11 protein-coding genes are annotated in these 15789 nt (G+C 60.0%); 4 read left to right on the top strand and 7 right to left on the bottom strand.

Features of this window, described 5'->3' with window-relative positions; all coding sequences use genetic code 11:
• Positions 1 to 5: 5 nt before the first annotated feature.
• Together ATY79_RS29675 and ung are read right to left on the bottom strand one after the other, a co-directional pair.
• Entirely contained in the window at positions 6 to 938 is a 933-nt protein-coding gene (locus tag ATY79_RS29675) for a VOC family protein (RefSeq protein ID WP_088705754.1), read from the bottom strand.
• Between the two features lie 138 nt (positions 939 to 1076).
• Positions 1077 to 1778, bottom strand: coding sequence for a uracil-DNA glycosylase (ung, locus tag ATY79_RS29670; protein ID WP_088695082.1), 702 nt, complete (start codon positions 1776 to 1778; stop codon positions 1077 to 1079).
• 155 nt (positions 1779 to 1933) lie between these two features.
• Here ung and ATY79_RS29665 point away from each other — a divergent pair, with 155 nt between their 5' ends.
• The 4 genes from ATY79_RS29665 (at position 1934) to ATY79_RS29650 (ending at position 7252) form a co-directional block, all read left to right on the top strand.
• A complete protein-coding gene (locus ATY79_RS29665) occupies positions 1934 to 3358 on the top strand; it encodes a phosphomannomutase (RefSeq protein ID WP_088705753.1) in 1425 nt (474 codons plus the stop codon).
• 35 nt (positions 3359 to 3393) lie between these two features.
• On the top strand, positions 3394 to 4821 hold the full coding sequence (locus ATY79_RS29660) for a mannose-1-phosphate guanylyltransferase/mannose-6-phosphate isomerase (RefSeq protein ID WP_088695084.1): 1428 nt from the start codon (positions 3394 to 3396) through the stop codon (positions 4819 to 4821).
• 95 nt (positions 4822 to 4916) lie between these two features.
• Positions 4917 to 6233 carry a UDP-glucose/GDP-mannose dehydrogenase family protein gene (locus tag ATY79_RS29655; RefSeq protein ID WP_088695085.1) on the top strand — a complete coding sequence of 439 codons (1317 nt, stop codon included), beginning with the start codon at positions 4917 to 4919 and terminating at the stop codon, positions 6231 to 6233.
• A 2-nt stretch (positions 6234 to 6235) separates the two neighbouring features.
• On the top strand, positions 6236 to 7252 hold the full coding sequence (locus ATY79_RS29650) for an NAD-dependent epimerase (protein ID WP_088695086.1): 1017 nt from the start codon (positions 6236 to 6238) through the stop codon (positions 7250 to 7252).
• 15 nt (positions 7253 to 7267) lie between these two features.
• Here ATY79_RS29650 and ATY79_RS29645 read toward each other — a convergent pair whose 3' ends face one another.
• The 5 genes from ATY79_RS29645 to ATY79_RS29625 all read right to left on the bottom strand — a co-directional run bounded on the left by ATY79_RS29645 (position 7268) and on the right by ATY79_RS29625 (position 15765).
• Positions 7268 to 9049, bottom strand: a complete 1782-nt coding sequence (locus tag ATY79_RS29645; protein ID WP_088695087.1) for a GGDEF domain-containing phosphodiesterase — start codon at positions 9047 to 9049, stop codon at positions 7268 to 7270.
• A 183-nt stretch (positions 9050 to 9232) separates the two neighbouring features.
• Positions 9233 to 10129 (bottom strand): NAD(P)-dependent oxidoreductase, encoded by an 897-nt coding sequence (locus ATY79_RS29640; RefSeq protein WP_088705752.1) that lies wholly within the window; start codon positions 10127 to 10129, stop codon positions 9233 to 9235.
• Positions 10126 to 11109 carry a D-erythronate dehydrogenase gene (gene denD, locus ATY79_RS29635; protein WP_088695089.1) on the bottom strand — a complete coding sequence of 328 codons (984 nt, stop codon included), beginning with the start codon at positions 11107 to 11109 and terminating at the stop codon, positions 10126 to 10128. Before denD ends, ATY79_RS29640 begins: the two co-directional genes overlap by 4 nt.
• Before the next feature lie 142 nt (positions 11110 to 11251).
• Complete coding sequence (locus ATY79_RS29630; protein WP_088695090.1) at positions 11252 to 14452, bottom strand: efflux RND transporter permease subunit; 3201 nt, start codon at positions 14450 to 14452, stop codon at positions 11252 to 11254.
• 122 nt (positions 14453 to 14574) lie between these two features.
• Positions 14575 to 15765 (bottom strand): efflux RND transporter periplasmic adaptor subunit, encoded by a 1191-nt coding sequence (locus tag ATY79_RS29625; RefSeq protein WP_088705751.1) that lies wholly within the window; start codon positions 15763 to 15765, stop codon positions 14575 to 14577.
• Between the last annotated feature and the right edge of the window lie 24 nt (positions 15766 to 15789).

The following is a 15789-nucleotide window of genomic DNA, read 5'->3' as shown; positions in this document are numbered from 1 at the left end:
TCCCCTTAAGCTTCCAGTGGTTGCAAGTGCTGTTCAAGAAGGGCACGCAGGTGCTGATGTTGCTGTGGCAGCTTCAGTGCCTCGCCGAGATGTGCAGTGTCTTCGTCCCGGTTGAAGCCAGGCTCGTTGGTCGCAATCTCGAACAGGATGCCGCCCGGGGTCCGGAAATAAATCGCCCAGAAGTAATCACGGTCGATCACTGGGGTGACTTGGTAGCCGGTATCCATCAACGCCTTGCGGACCTCGAGCTGCTTCTCGCGATTTTCTACGGCAAAGGCCACGTGATGTACGGACCCAGCACCCGGCAGAGCGCGAGAGACATTTGGCATGGTTTCGAGATCGACGAGATGCGCGCCATTCCCACCTGGAATGGTCAGGCGCTTGACGCCATCGCGTTCTTCCTGAACTTCGTAGCCCATGAACTTGAGTAGTTCTGACGTGGCGCCATCATCGCGCAAACGCATCGCGACCGAGTGGAACCCGCGGATCGCATGATCCTCGCTGATGCCACCATGCGTCCAGGGCAGACGACTGTCATCCTTGACTTCAACCAGGGCAAAGCCATCACCATCGGGACCGGCAAAATTCAGACGCTTCTCGCCGAATGTTTCCTCGGTCTTCAGGCCGGTGACATTCAACTTGTTCAGGCGATCGCTCCAGAAGCCGATCGAGCCCTGCGGGACCGAGAAAACAGTCGTGCCGACTTCGCCGGTTCCCGGCCGACCTTGCGCCATTTTCGGGAATGGGAAGTAAGTCATGATCGTGCCGGGTGCACCGGTTTCGTCCCCATAATAGAGGTGATAGACATCGGGTGCGTCGAAGTTCACAGTCTTCTTGACGCGGCGCAGACCCAGCGTGTTGGTGAAGAACTGGTTGTTTGTGCGGGCATCCTCCGCCATTGATGTGACGTGGTGCAGACCCTTGATTTGATCAAGCATTTGAGACCCCTTTCTTGCCCGCCCAGCGGGCTTCGGATGGGGTATAGATGATCGCTGGGGACCGATTGGAATAGCCCCGACGACCGGAACGCATTGTCTCTTTTTGGTGAACGACAAAACGCAATCGTTCAGAGATGATTAGACGTCTCCCGGATTCACCGGCAATTGCCAGTCAATCGACGCCCGACCATGCGCCTGCAAAAAGGCATTGGCCTTGGAGAAATGGCTGCAGCCAAAAAAACCGTTGTGAGCGGAGAGCGGCGATGGATGCGGCGCCTTTAGCACGAGGTGACGCCTTGAATCGACGAAGGCCGCTTTGCGCTGAGCATAGGAGCCCCAGAGCATGAAGACGACGGCATCGCATTCGTCATTGATCTTACGAATGACCGCGTCGGTAAAACGCTCCCAGCCTTTGCCCTGATGTGACGCAGCCTGCGCCTCCTCAACTGTCAGCACGCTGTTCAGCAACAGGACGCCCTGCCGCGCCCAATGCTCCAGAAACCCGTGTCGCGCTGGCGTAATCCCCAGATCACTCTGCATTTCCTTGTAGATATTGACGAGCGAAGGCGGAATGCGAACGCCGGGTCGAACGCTGAAACAAAGTCCATGCGCCTGCCCTAGCCCGTGATAGGGATCCTGCCCCAGGATCACGACCTTGACATCCGCCAGTGGTGTCAGGTCGAGAGCACGGAAATATTCGGAACCCTTGGGAAATATCCGTTTGCCACCCTGCTTCTGGGCGAGGAGGAACGCCTTGAGTTGCTGCATATAAGGGCTGGTGAATTCGCCGGCGAGAGCGTTCCGCCAGCTCTCTTCCAATGCGATCGATTGTTCATTCATCGACGGTCCTCGCCCGCTCACACGCGCTTTCAGCTTGCCACGAGGCGGGAATTGGCAGACATTTTATTGTTCGCCGGGGTTCACTATTTACAAACGCTGAGTAGATTGCGGTCAAATCGTTGGCGAATTCAAGCGCATCCGGGGGCTTATTCAAAATGAAATTCGGAACGAGTGGGCTTCGCGGCCTGTCTGTCGACCTCAAGGGCCGGGCTTCGGCGCTTTATGCTACAGCCTTTGGCCGCTATCTACTCGACAGTGGGAGAGCCCACGGAGGCGATATTATCCTGATTGGCCAGGACTTCAGGGATTCCAGCCCGGAGATCGCAGCAAATTGCGCCGAAGCGCTTGATGGCCTCGGCTTCGACGTCCGCGACTGCGGCACCGTGCCAACGCCGGCGCTGGCCCTTTACGGCCTTCAAGAAAAGGCCGCCTGCCTGATGGTCACGGGCTCACACATTCCAGCCGATCGCAATGGCATAAAGTTCTACCGGCCGGACGGCGAGATCGACAAGGCAGACGAGGTTGCGATTACGACCGTGGCAACGGAACTCGATCGTGCCGGCTTTGCGTTTGCGCCTCGCAAGACAGAACCACAGGACGTTTCCGCCGAATGCCTGGCTGTTTTCCGCGAGCGAAATTACAACCTCCTTCCTGCCGACGCGCTCGTCGGCGTGAAGGTCGGCGTCTACCAGCACAGCACCGTCGCCCGTGACCTGCTGGTGGAGTTCCTTGAGCATTTCGGCGCAACGGTCGTGCCGTTTGGCCGTTCGGAAATGTTCATACCCGTGGACACCGAAGCCGTTTCGGACAAGACGATTGCCAAACTCAAGGAAGTCGCAAGACAGCATGGCCTCGATGCGGTTGTTTCTGCGGATGGTGATGGCGATCGTCCTTTGGTGGCAGACGAAACCGGCATGCCATTGCGTGGCGACCTGCTCGGACTGATCGCTGCAAACTTTCTCGGTGCAAGATCAATCGTGACGCCCGTGACTTCAAATTCCGGCATAGAAACTGCTGGTCGCTTCAGCGTCATTCGCACCCGCGTCGGTTCTCCCTTTGTCATATCGGGGATGCAGGACACAGTAGCGGCTGGCCAGACCCATGTCGCCGGCTTCGAAGCAAACGGAGGCGTGCTGACCGCGAGCGACTTCGAGGTCAATGGTCAGGTACTGCGCGCCCTGCCGACGCGCGATTGCTTCGTACCGATAGTGGCGGCGCTCGCTCTTGCCGCATCCAGACGCCAACCGCTTTCGACGATCGCCGCATCGTACAATCTGCCGTTTGCCTCGGCCGACCGTCTTGAGAATTTCCCGGTGGAGACCAGTGCCCGATTGATGACCTATCTTCGCGCCGGCCCCGCCAATCTCGCGGTGTTTCTGCAGCCGATCGGTGAGGTCGGCAGCGTCAGGGACATTGACGGGCTTCGTATCACACTGGCGGATCGGCGCATCATTCATTTCCGCCCCTCGGGTAATGCTCCCGAAATGCGCTGCTACGCCGAGGCGGAAAGTGAAGCTGCCGCGGCGACGCTGCTGCGTTCCGGTCTGGAGCGAATCCGCTGGTGGGCGCAGGCGAATTGATTAGCGAAGCAAGTAAATATTCAAGGACACTCCAAATGACACAGAAAATCGTTCCCGTGATCATGGCCGGCGGCAAGGGGACTCGCCTCTGGCCTCTGTCGCGTGCCGCAGCGCCGAAGCAGTTCATACAGTTCATCGGCGATAAGACGCTTTTCCAGGAAACGTTGCTGCGCGTGTCCGATCCATCGCTTTACGAGGCGCCCATCGTTCTCACGAACGAGGAATTCCGTTTTCTCGTCGCCGAGCAGGCACGTGAACTGGATATTGACCTCGCCGCCATCCTGCTCGAGCCGGTTGCCCGCAACACCGCCGCCGCTGTCGCAGCGGCAGCGACGGTCGTGAGCAAGCGCTTTAACGAAGACACGATCATGCATGTGCTCGGCTCCGACTATGAGATCGTCGCCGACGACAGCTATTTTGACTGCGTCCGCATCGCTGCCGCCACAGCCGCCCAAGGCAAGCTCGTGACCTTCGGCATCCAGCCAACCGAACCGGCAACCGGCTACGGCTATATCGAAGGCGGAGAAACGTTGGCGACCGGTGCACGGGTTGTGGCGCGCTTCATCGAAAAACCGCCACTCGCCAATGCGGAAGAGATGCTCGCCGCAGGCGGCTTCTACTGGAACTCCGGCATGTTCATGTTCTCGGTTTCATGTCTGCTCGATGAGTTGCGCACCCATGCTCCGGAGACGATCAACGCTGCCGGAGAGGCCGTTGCAAATGCAAAGACAGATCTCGATTTCACGCGCCTCGACAAGGCGACGTTCGCCACAAGCCCGAACATTTCGATCGACTACGCCATCATGGAGAAGACGAGCAACGCCGCCGTCGTCCCCTCGCCCTTCAAATGGTCGGACCTTGGCAGCTGGGATTCCGTCTGGAAGAGCGGCAGCCGCGACGAATATGGCAATGTGGCAGCCGGCAACACGACGGTCGTCAACACGAAGAACTCGCTCATCATGACTCATGGCGTGCATCTCGCCGTCCAGGGCATGGACGACATCGCTGTCATCGCCAGCGAGGACGCCGTCTATGTCGGGCGGTTGCAGGATAGCCAGGACGTCGGAAACCTGGTGAAAATGCTCGCTGCCGCCCCGTCGACATCGCAGCTGACAGAGACACACCCGACTTCCTACCGCCCGTGGGGCGGTTATACATCGGTGCTGAACGGCGACCGCTTCCAGGTCAAGCGCATCTTCGTCACGCCGGGTAAGAAGCTGTCGCTACAAAAGCACCATCACCGCTCCGAGCACTGGATCGTCGTCAAGGGCACGGCCGAAGTGACGATCGGCGAAAACGTGCAAATGCTCAGGGAAAACGAATCCGTTTACATCCCGCTCGGCGAAATCCATCGCCTCGCCAATCCGGGCAAGATCATGCTTGAACTGATCGAAGTCCAGACCGGGTCCTATCTCGGAGAGGACGATATCATCCGCATCGTCGATGAGTTCGGACGCAGCTGATCACTGTTGTCTTGAACTTATAAACTTCCGCCTGTAACACGATCGCGGTCCCGCCAACCGGCCGGGCCGCGATCGCTATCTCAGGGAATGAATCCATGCGTATTGTGATGATTGGCTCGGGTTATGTCGGCCTCGTCTCGGGTGCCTGCCTTGCCGATTTCGGCCATCATGTCACTTGTGTCGACAAGTCCGCCGCGAAGATCGACGCCCTGGAAGCCGGCAAAGTTCCGATTTTCGAACCCGGTCTCGACAACATCATTGAGCATAACCGCACCGCTGGTCGCCTGGATTTTTCGAAAGAGCTGGCGACATCTGTTGCGAAAGCGGACGTCGTCTTCATCGCCGTCGGCACACCATCGCGCCGTGGCGATGGCCATGCGGACCTGAGTTACGTCTATGCCGCCGCCCGCGAGATAGCAGCTGCTGTCTCCGGGTTCACCGTCGTCGTCACCAAGTCGACCGTTCCTGTCGGCACCGGCGACGAGATCGAGCGCATCTTCCGCGAGGAATTCCCCGAGAAAGACATTTCTGTCGTTTCTAACCCGGAATTCCTGCGCGAGGGCGCGGCAATCACCGACTTTAAGCGCCCTGATCGCATCGTTCTCGGCACCGAGGAGCCGCGCGCAGTCGAAATCATGCGCGAGGTCTACCGCCCCCTCTATCTCAACGAAGCGCCGCTCTATTTCTGCGAACGCCGCACCTCCGAGCTGATTAAGTACGCGGCCAACGCCTTCCTCGCCATGAAGATCACCTTCATCAACGAGATCGCTGACCTTTGTGAACAGATCGGCGCCGACGTACAGAAGGTGGCCAAGGGCATCGGCATGGACAAGCGCATCGGCGACAAGTTCCTGCATGCCGGCCCCGGCTACGGCGGTTCCTGCTTCCCCAAGGACACACTGGCGCTGGTCAAGACTGCCCAGGATCACGACAGCCCGGTTCGCCTCATCGAGACCACCGTTGCGATCAACGACAACCGCAAGCGTGCCATGGGCCGCAAGGTGATCGCCGCCTGCGACGGCAATGTTCGGGGCAAGAAGATCGCTATCCTCGGTCTGACCTTCAAGCCGAACACCGACGACATGCGCGACGCACCGTCGATCACCGTCATCCAGGCGCTGCTGGACGGCGGCGCCAACGTTCATGCCTACGATCCGGAAGGCATGGAAATGGCGAAAGAGGTCATCGGCCCGATCACCTACGGCAACGACCCATATGAGATTGCCGAAGGCGCGGACGCCATCGTCATCGTGACGGAATGGGATGAATTCCGGGCGCTCGATCTCAAGCGGATGAAATCGCTCGTCAAGACACCAACGATCGTTGACCTGCGCAACATCTATCCTGTCGCCGAAGTCACAAAGCACGGCTTCAGCTATTTCGCTGTCGGAAAGAAGAACGAGAAGAAGTAGAGATGCGTTATTTCATCACCGGCACTGCGGGCTTTATCGGCTTTCATCTCGCCCGCCGCTTGCTGCAGGATGGCCACGAAGTCGTCGGCTTCGACGGCATGACGCACTACTACAATATCAAGCTGAAGCACATGCGCAACGCGGCGCTGGCCCAGTTTCCGGCCTTTCGCCCGGTGACAGCGATGCTGGAAGATCGCAAGGCCCTGGAAGAGGCCGTGGCGAGCGCTGCGCCCGATGTCATCGTGCATCTCGCAGCCCAGGCCGGCGTACGCTATAGCCTCGAAAATCCGAAAGCCTATCTGACGTCCAACCTGGAAGGCTCCTGGAATATCCTCGAGATCGCCAAGGACGTCGGGGTCAACCATCTTATGCTGGCTTCGACCTCATCGATCTACGGTGCCAACCCGTCCATTCCGTTCCGCGAGATAGACCGGGCGGACGAGCCGCTGACCTTCTATGCGGCGACAAAAAAATCGATGGAACTGATGGCGCACAGCTATGCCCATCTCCATAAGGTCCCGACAACAGCCTTCCGTTTCTTTACCGTCTACGGCCCCTGGGGCCGTCCTGACATGGCTCTCTTCAAGTTCGTCAAGAACATGCTGGAGGATCAGCCGATCGAGATTTATGGCGAAGGCCAGATGAGCCGCGACTTCACCTATATCGACGACCTCGTGGAGGCGATCGTTCGACTGTCGTCCGTCGTCCCGTCGGAAGCCAATCGCGTGGCCGACGAACAGGTGGAGACGCTCTCGCATCAGGCGCCGTTCCGTGTCGTGAACATCGGTGGCGGTCAGCCGGAGAATCTGATGACCTTCGTCGAAACCGTCGAAAAAGCGGTCGGCCAGCCGGCAAAGCGGAAGATGCTGCCAATGCAAAAGGGCGACGTGCCGCGCACCTTTGCCAGCCCTGACTTGCTGGTGGCCCTGACTGGATACAAGCCGGAGACGACGCTGGATGTCGGCGTGAAGGCCTTCGTCGACTGGTATCTGGAAGCACGCGACGAACTCGAGCCATAGAGACACTGCAACCGGCTAGCGGCGAAGATTGGCGGCCTGCGTCGCCTTTTTCGAAACGAAAATGCTGTCGATCTCTGATGCCGGTAGCGGATGACCGAGCGCGAAGCCCTGCAGCGTTTGGCAGCCAAGCTTGGCGAGCGTCACGGCATGGTTTTCAGTCTCCACACCCTCAGCGATCACGTCGACACCGAGCGCCTTGCCGATCTCGACAATCGACTTGACGACGCGACGCTGCTCGGAGGAAGTATCCACTTCGTTGACCAATTGCCGATCGATCTTGAGCCGAGCCGGGCGCAGCCGCACGAGGCCGATGAGCGACGCGTGGCCCGAGCCGAAATCATCGATCTCGATCTCGATCCCCATTTGCTTGATGCGGTCGACCGTCTGCAGAAGTTCATCGTCGCAGTCATCCAGAAAGATGGTCTCGACCAATTCGAAAACCAGGGCACCTTCCGGTATCTCGAGCGTCTCCAGATCGTCGATCAATTGCGGATCATAGAGGCGCTGTCCCGAAATATTGACCGATATCCGAGGCAAGGTTGTACCGTGCTGCTCCCACGTCAGGCGGTCCGCGAGCACGCGTCGCAGGATCGAAGCATCGATCTCGGACGACAAGCCGAACTCGTCGGCGATCTTCAGGAATATGCCGGGCGAGAGCGTGCCGCGCTCGCTGTGATGCCAGCGCGCCAATGCCTCGATGCCCACGACATCGCGAGTGTTGGCATCGAGCTGCAACTGGTAAAACGGAATGATATCGCCCTGTTCCAGCGCAAGCTTCAGCTCTTCGGCAAGGCGCCGCTTGCCCATCAGATCGTCTTTGAGCTGCTGCGAGAAGAACTCGATGCGGTCGCGCCCTGATGTCTTTGCCTGATAGAGCGCGATATCAGACTCGGCGAGCAGATTGGAGCCAGAGCGATCTGCCGACCAGGAAATGCCGATCGACGCTCCCGATTGCAGCATTTCGTGGCCAAAGCGGATCTTCTTCTTCAGGCGCCGCTGCACGTCACGCGCCATCCGGTTCAGTTCCGTCAACCCTCCGAAATTGACGAGCAGAATAACGAATTCGTCGCCACCGATACGTGCCGCCATTGTGGCTTTCGGAATGGCAGCCTCAATCCGCAAGGCTGCGGCACGCAATACGGTGTCGCCCGCCGCATGGCCATGACTGTCGTTGATCTGCTTAAACTCGTCGAGGTCGAGATGCAGGACCGCGAGTGTGGAGACTGAGGCGTCTTCGGCCAGTTCCGCCAGGCGCTTGTCGAAAAGGCGGCGGTTGGGAAGGCCCGTCAGATAGTCGTGCTCCGCCGCATATTCGATGCGTGCGCTGCTCTGTTCCAAAGCGAGGGCCCGTGCCTCGGCGACCGCGCGCTGCCGCGCCGCCTCGTTCGCAAGGAGTACATCAGAGGTAACATCCCACTCAGCACCGATGAAGGAGGGAGACCCTTCCTCGTTCACGTAGAAATGAGCGCGCGATCGGATATGTCTTATCTCTCCGCTCGGCCAGACGATCCGGAATTCCGAATTATATTGCCCGCCTCTGGCAGCAGCGTCGTCGAACTCTTTCTCGGCGCGTTCTCGATCGTCGGGGTGAATCGCGTTTGACCAGACGGCGGTCGGAACCGGACCGTTCTGCATTCCGGTCTGGTAAAGTCGATGCATCTGGACATCCCAGGAGATCTCATTCTGATCGAGGTTGTGCTCCCATACGCCAATCTGTGACGCATCGAGTGCAAGCTCAAGGCGCCGCAGGATGTCCTGGAACTCTCGTTCGGACCGTGTGGGACTGCTCGATACCAACGCCGTCCTAGCCTCACGTAACTTCAAGTTACAGTATGGTGTCAGACCTCCAATGAGGAAGTTCATTATGCGTGCCGAACCAACCTTTTGGCGAGAGATTAATTAGAACGCACTAAAAATCCATCAACAATTGCAGGCCGAATGCGTCACCAATCTTGTCAGAGACCCGAGTGTCTAGGCAATTCAGCCTTTCGAGGAACGACCGTTCTTTTCCTCGAGCTGCAACAACAGACCACTGTGATCGGTCTCACCGCCACTGTGCTCGACAAACTCGGCAAACTCGGCACGGACCGCTTCCGTCAGAGGTAGAGTCAAAGCGAGACTTCCTGCCGTCGCCATAATGTTGTTCAGGTCCTTCAGCTGCAGTTTTGAAGGGCCGGCGGTGCCAAAGTCACGATCGACCATTCGCTGGCCGTGGACATCAAGAATACGACTTTCGGCAAAGCCGCCCCGGATCGCCCGGCGGAACGCCTCGCGCGAACCGCCACCCGCCTCAACGAGCAGCATCGCCTCGGCCACGGCACCTATCGTTATTGCAACAATCTGCTGGTTCCCGAGCTTTGCAAGCTGGCCGCAACCGCTGGGTCCAACATGGGTAACCCGGCCAAGTGGCGCAAAGACGTCAGCCAGCTCGTCGATCAAAGCGGCATCGCCGCCCGCCATGATCGCGAGCGTACCGGCAGTCGCCCCAACCACGCCGCCCGAGACCGGCGCATCGAGATGACTGATGCCACGCTCGGCGAGCTTCAACGCATGTTCGCGCGCCGCGTCCGGGGAAATGGAACTGGAATCGATGACGACCGCGCCTGCGTCAAGCGCCTCTGCGGCACCCTGTTTGAACAGTACGTCCTCCACTGCCTTTCCATCAGTCAGCATGGTGAGCACCACAGATGCCCTTCTGACAGCTTCAGCGGGCGTATCGGCCACAACCGCGCCATCGCGAACAAGGTCTTGCGCCTTCGCGCGATTGCGGTTCCAGACCGTGACGGCAAAGCCCGAGCGCAGCAGCCTACGAGCCATCGGCGCTCCCATCAGCCCGGTTCCCAGAAACGCAATACTGCGCGATTTTCCGGTCGTCATAGCCGCCCTCCCAGTTCATCCTCGATATGCACGCGAATAATGTCGTCGAACGAAGCATCGGCGACGAAACCCAGCTTCTTCGCGCGCTCGGCCTCGAATGCCTGCGGCCAGCCGGACACGATCTTCATGACCAACTCGTCGGGTTCGCGTCGGATGAGGCCGACGGCCTTCTCCCCTGCGATCTTGCGCAACGCCTCAATCTGTTCTCCGACGGTAGCGCTGACACCTGGCATCGTCAGGCTGCGGCGTGCGCCGAGTGGCTGGAGGTCGATGCTGGCGGCATGGATCAGAAAGCCGACCGCCGAACGCGGCGACGCATGCCAATGGCGGACAGTTTCGGGCACCGGCAGGATCGCCTCCTGCCCGATCAACGGCTCGCGCACAATGCCGGAGAAGAAGCCGGAGGCAGCCTTATTCGGTTTGCCGGGACGGACGCAGATCGTCGGCAACCGGATGCCAATGCCGTCGATGAAGCCTCGGCGCGTGTAGTCCGCCAGCAGCAATTCGCCCATCGCCTTCTGGGTGCCGTAGCTCGTCAGTGGCGTGAGATTGAAATCGTCAGGAATTACCTCGGGGAAAGGCGCTCCGAAGACCGCAATGGACGAGGTGAAGACGACGCAGGGCCGATAACTGTCCTGCAGATGCGCAGCACGGATCGCCTCAAGAAGAGCACGCGTGCCCTCGAGGTTGATTCCGTAGCCTTTTTCGAAATCCAGCTCAGCCTCGCCGGACACGATCGCAGCCAGATGAAACACCACATCCGGCCGCGAGGCGACAATTCGCGCGGCCTGCCCTGGGGCAGAAACGTCGGCAGCGCTCGTCTCCACACGGCCGGCAAAGCCGTCCGTGGCGGCCGGTGTGACGACGTCGACAAGGGAAAGGCGAGTGATGGCCTGGCCTGCGAGACGCCCGTCCGCGACGAGTCGCGCCGTCAATTTGCGCCCGATCATTCCCGCTGCACCGATAATCGCGATATGCATTGGCCGCCTCCATCAGTCCTTGCAGCGCGCGACTCCCCTCGCCCGCGCATGCTCTTCGAGACATAGCCGCATGGCCGGTTCATGAAAACAGGAAAGGCGGAGCAATGCTCCGCCTTTCCACGTCTCGCCGCCTGAGTGGGGGCTATTCGGCAGCGAGTCGTATGATTTCGGCTTCCTCTGCGTCGTGCTCGTGCTCTTTGTGCTGGATCAGCGGGCGGTTGCCCGACAGTTTGCGAACCAGCACGTAGAAGACAGGCGTCATGAAGATGCCGAAGAAGGTAACGCCGATCATGCCCGAGAACACCGCGACACCCATGGCGGCGCGCATCTCGGCACCAGCACCGGTTGAGACGACCAGCGGCACGACACCCATGATGAAGGCCATGGAAGTCATCAGGATCGGACGCAGACGCAACCTACTTGCCTCGATGGCAGCCTGAACCGGAGTCCGTCCTTCGAATTCCAGCTCGCGGGCGAATTCCACTATCAGGATCGCGTTTTTCGCCGAGAGGCCGACAAGAACCACCAGACCGATCTGCGTGAAGATGTTGTTGTCTCCACCGGTCAGCCAGACGCCTGTCAACGCAGCCAGCACGCCCATCGGCACGATCATGATGATCGCGATCGGAAGGGCAAGGCTCTCGTACTGTGCAGCGAGCACCAGGAATACGAGCAGCAGTGCCAGCGGGAAGACGATCACGCCGGAGTTGCCCGCCAGGATCTGCTGATAGGTCAGATCCGTCCATTCGAAGCTGATGCCCTTCGGCAAGGTCTCGTCGGCGATCTTTTCGATCGCTGCCTGAGCCTGGCCGGAGGAGAAGCCCGGAGCTGGACCGCCGTTGATATCGGCGGAGAGGAAACCGTTATAACGGTTGGTCCGCTCCGGCCCGGTTGTCGCGTTCACCTTCAGGAGCGCAGACAGCGGGATCATCTGGCCCGATGCCGAACGAACCTTCAGCTTGCCGATATCCTCGGGCTGGGCCCGGAACTTGGCATCGGCCTGGACACGCACGCTGTAGGTACGGCCGAAGGCGTTGAAGTCGTTGACATAGAGCGAACCGAGATAGATCTGCAGCGTCTCGAAAACATCGGTTACCGGGACGCCCAGCTGTTCCGCCTTCTCACGGTCGAGATCGGCATAGAGCTGCGGAACATTGATCTGGTATGCGGAGAAGATGCCCGTCAGCTCCGGCGTCTGGTAGGCCTTGGCGATCATCGCCTTGTTGGCCTCGTCGAGCACCTGATAGCCGAGACCAGCGCGGTCTTCGAGCTGCATCTTGAAGCCACCCGTCGTGCCGAGACCGTTGACCGGCGGCGGCGGGAACATCGCGATGAAGGCATCCTGGATCGCCCCGAACTTCTGGTTCAGGGACATGGCGATCGCACCGCCCGAAAGCGCCGGCGACTTGCGCTCCTCGAAATCCTTCAGCGTCACGAAGACGATGCCGGCGTTCGACGAATTGGTGAAGCCGTTGATCGACAGGCCCGGGAAGGCAATCGCATGGGCAACACCAGGCTCGGCCATGGCGATGTCGCTCATCCGCTTGATGACGTCTTCGGTGCGGTCGAGGCTCGCGGCATCCGGCAGCTGGGCAAAGCCGATCAGATACTGCTTGTCCTGCGCCGGCACGAAGCCACCCGGCACCGCATTGAATAGCCCGTAGGTCGCGCCCGCAAGCACCACATAAACAAGCATGACGATGCTCTTGCGCGACAGCAGACCGCCGACGCCCTTGCCATAGCCCCGCGAACCAGCGCCGAAGGCTTTGTTGAAGCCACGGAAGAACCAGCCGAAAACCGCGTCCATAGCGCGTGTCAGCCAGTCACGCTTGGCGTGATGGTCCTGCAATAGCAGCGAAGCCAGAGCAGGAGACAGCGTCAGGGAGTTGAAGGCCGAAATGACCGTCGAGATCGCGATCGTCAGCGCGAACTGACGATAGAACTGTCCGGAGAGACCACTAATGAAGGCGAGCGGCACGAAAACAGCGACGAGCACCAGCGCGATCGCGATGATCGGGCCAGACACTTCCTTCATGGCCTTGTAGGTGGCAGCCCGCGGGCTGAGGCCGTTTTCGATGTTTCGCTCGACGTTTTCGACCACGACGATCGCGTCGTCCACCACGATACCAATCGCCAGCACGAGGCCGAAGAGACTGAGCGCATTGATGGAGAAGCCGAAGACATACATCACCGCGAACGTGCCGATGATCGAGACCGGAACGGCAATCAGCGGGATGATCGAGGCGCGCCAAGTCTGCAGGAACAGAATGACGACGATAACGACGAGCGCGATGGCTTCGAGCAACGTGTCGACGACCTTCTCGATCGATGAACGAACGAACTTCGTCGTGTCATAGACGATCTCGTAGCTGACGCCGTCAGGCATGGCGGTCTTCAGCTCTTCCATCGTCTTCTGGACTTCGTCCGAGATGGTGATGGCGTTCGAACCCGGAGACTGGAAGACCGGGATGGCGACTGCCGGCTTGCCATCGAGGATCGAGCGCAGCGAGTAATCGGCGGCACCGAGTTCGATGCGGGCGACGTCGCGCAGGCGGGTGATCTCGCCGTTCGTGCCGGTCTTGACGATGATGTTGCCGAATTGCTCAGGCGTCTGAAGACGGCCCTGCGCATTGACGTTGAGCTGCAGGTCTACACCCGACAGGCTTGGCGAAGCGCCGATGGTGCCGGCTGCGGCCTGCACGTTCTGGCCGCGGATCGCATTGGTGACGTCGCTGGCGGCAAGCCCATGTTCGGCAGCCTTCTGCGGGTCGATCCAGACGCGCATCGAATAGTCGCCCGAACCGAAGACCTGTACCTGGCCGACACCATCGATGCGCGCCAGCCGGTCCTTGATGTTGAGGACGCCGTAGTTGCGAAGATAGGTGATGTCGTATCGGTTGTCAGGCGAGATCAGGTTCACGACCATCATCAGGTCGGGAGAGCTCTTGACCGTCGTGATACCGATAGTCTTCACCTCTTCCGGCAGGCGCGGTTCGGCCTGCGACACGCGGTTCTGAACGAGCTGCTGTGCCTTGTCGGGGTCGGTGCCAAGCTTGAAGGTGACCGTCAGCGTCATGACGCCATCCGATGTCGCCTGGCTGGACATGTAGAGCATGCCCTCGACGCCATTGATCTGCTCTTCGAGCGGCGTGGCAACGGTCTGCGCGATAACCTCCGGGTTTGCGCCGGGATAGGTAGCGCGCACGACGATTGATGGCGGAACGACCTCCGGATATTCGGAAATCGGCAATGATCGCAGACCAAGCAGACCGGCGACCACGATGAGGACCGATAGGACTCCGGCGAACACCGGACGGTCGACAAAGAATCTGGAGAAATTCATTTCAAAGCCCTCTCCGGGATGAAACTATGATGCAACGACCCTCTCCGGCGGTTGGGAGGCCGCCGGTGGATCACGTCATTTCGGATTTCCGCGGAGCGCCGAAACGCCCCGGATGCTTCGGCTTACTGAGCCGTCGCCACTTTCTCTTCCGCCTGCGGTGCAACCATGGCGCCGGGACGGATACGCTGCAGGCCATTGACGACGATCTTGTCGCCAACGGTCAGCCCGCTTTCGACGATACGCTGACCGTCGGCTGTCGCGCCGAGCTGGACCGGTCGGTAGCTGACCTTGTTTTCGGCATCGACGACGAACACGAACTTTTTGTCCTGGTCCGTGCCGATTGCGCGGTCACTGATCAGGATCTTGTTCTCGGCCTTCGGCTCGCCCATACGGACGCGAACGAACTGGCCGGGGATCAGCTTGCCGCCGGGATTGTCGAAGACAGCGCGAACACCGATGGTGCCGCTTGCCGCGTCAACCTGATTGTCGATCAGTTGCAGCTTACCCTTGATCGGGGTTCCCTGATCCGCCAGTGTGCCGACCTCGACCGGGATCTGCTCGACCGCCGGAACGGCGCCATCACCCGCCGGCAGCTCAGCGAGCGCCTTGGTGACCATTTCCTCACTGGCGTTGAAGCTCGCGTAAATCGGATCGACCGACACGAGCGTCGTCAAGGCCGGTGATGTAGAGCCGGCGGCAACAAGGTTACCGACGGTGATCTCGATCTTGCCGACACGACCGGCAACCGGTGCGCGGACTTCGGTGTAGCCGAGCTCCAACTGTGCTGAACGAAGGGCTGCCTGAGCGGTGCGAAGGCCGGCCTGCGCTTCGGTGAAGGCATTCTGACGCTGGTCGAGATCACTTTGCGAAATCGTCCTGTTGTCAGAAAGCCTGCGGCCACGCTCCAGTTCGATCTGAGCGATATTGACCTTCGCATCGGCGGAAGCAACCTGGCCTTCGGCCTGGGAAACAGCCGCCTGATAGGGCTCGGGATCGATGGAGAAGAGCGGGTCACCCGCCTTCACCAGCGCGCCTTCGCGGAAGTGCACGGATTGGACCGCCCCGGCGACGCGTGAACGGATCTGGACACGGTCGACGGCCTCGAGCCGCCCCGAAAACTCCTGCCATGTCGTTACATCACGGCTGGCGACGACGGCAACCGTCACCGGCACAGAGGGAGCCTGCGCAGGTGTGGATGCAGCCGTGGCGGTCGTGCTCATCGGCAGTTCGAAAAAGATGGCCGCGGCCGAAACGGACGCGACAAGCCCTAAGCCGGCGCCCACGAGGGCCCAGCGCTTCTTACTGGACGTCATTGGTACTCTCCTTACGGCCCTCTC

Source organism: Rhizobium sp. R693 (assembly GCF_002211315.1).
Taxonomy (GTDB): domain Bacteria; phylum Pseudomonadota; class Alphaproteobacteria; order Rhizobiales; family Rhizobiaceae; genus Rhizobium.
Note: the sequence above shows the minus strand (reverse complement) of the source record. Positions and strands in the feature narration are given on the sequence as shown.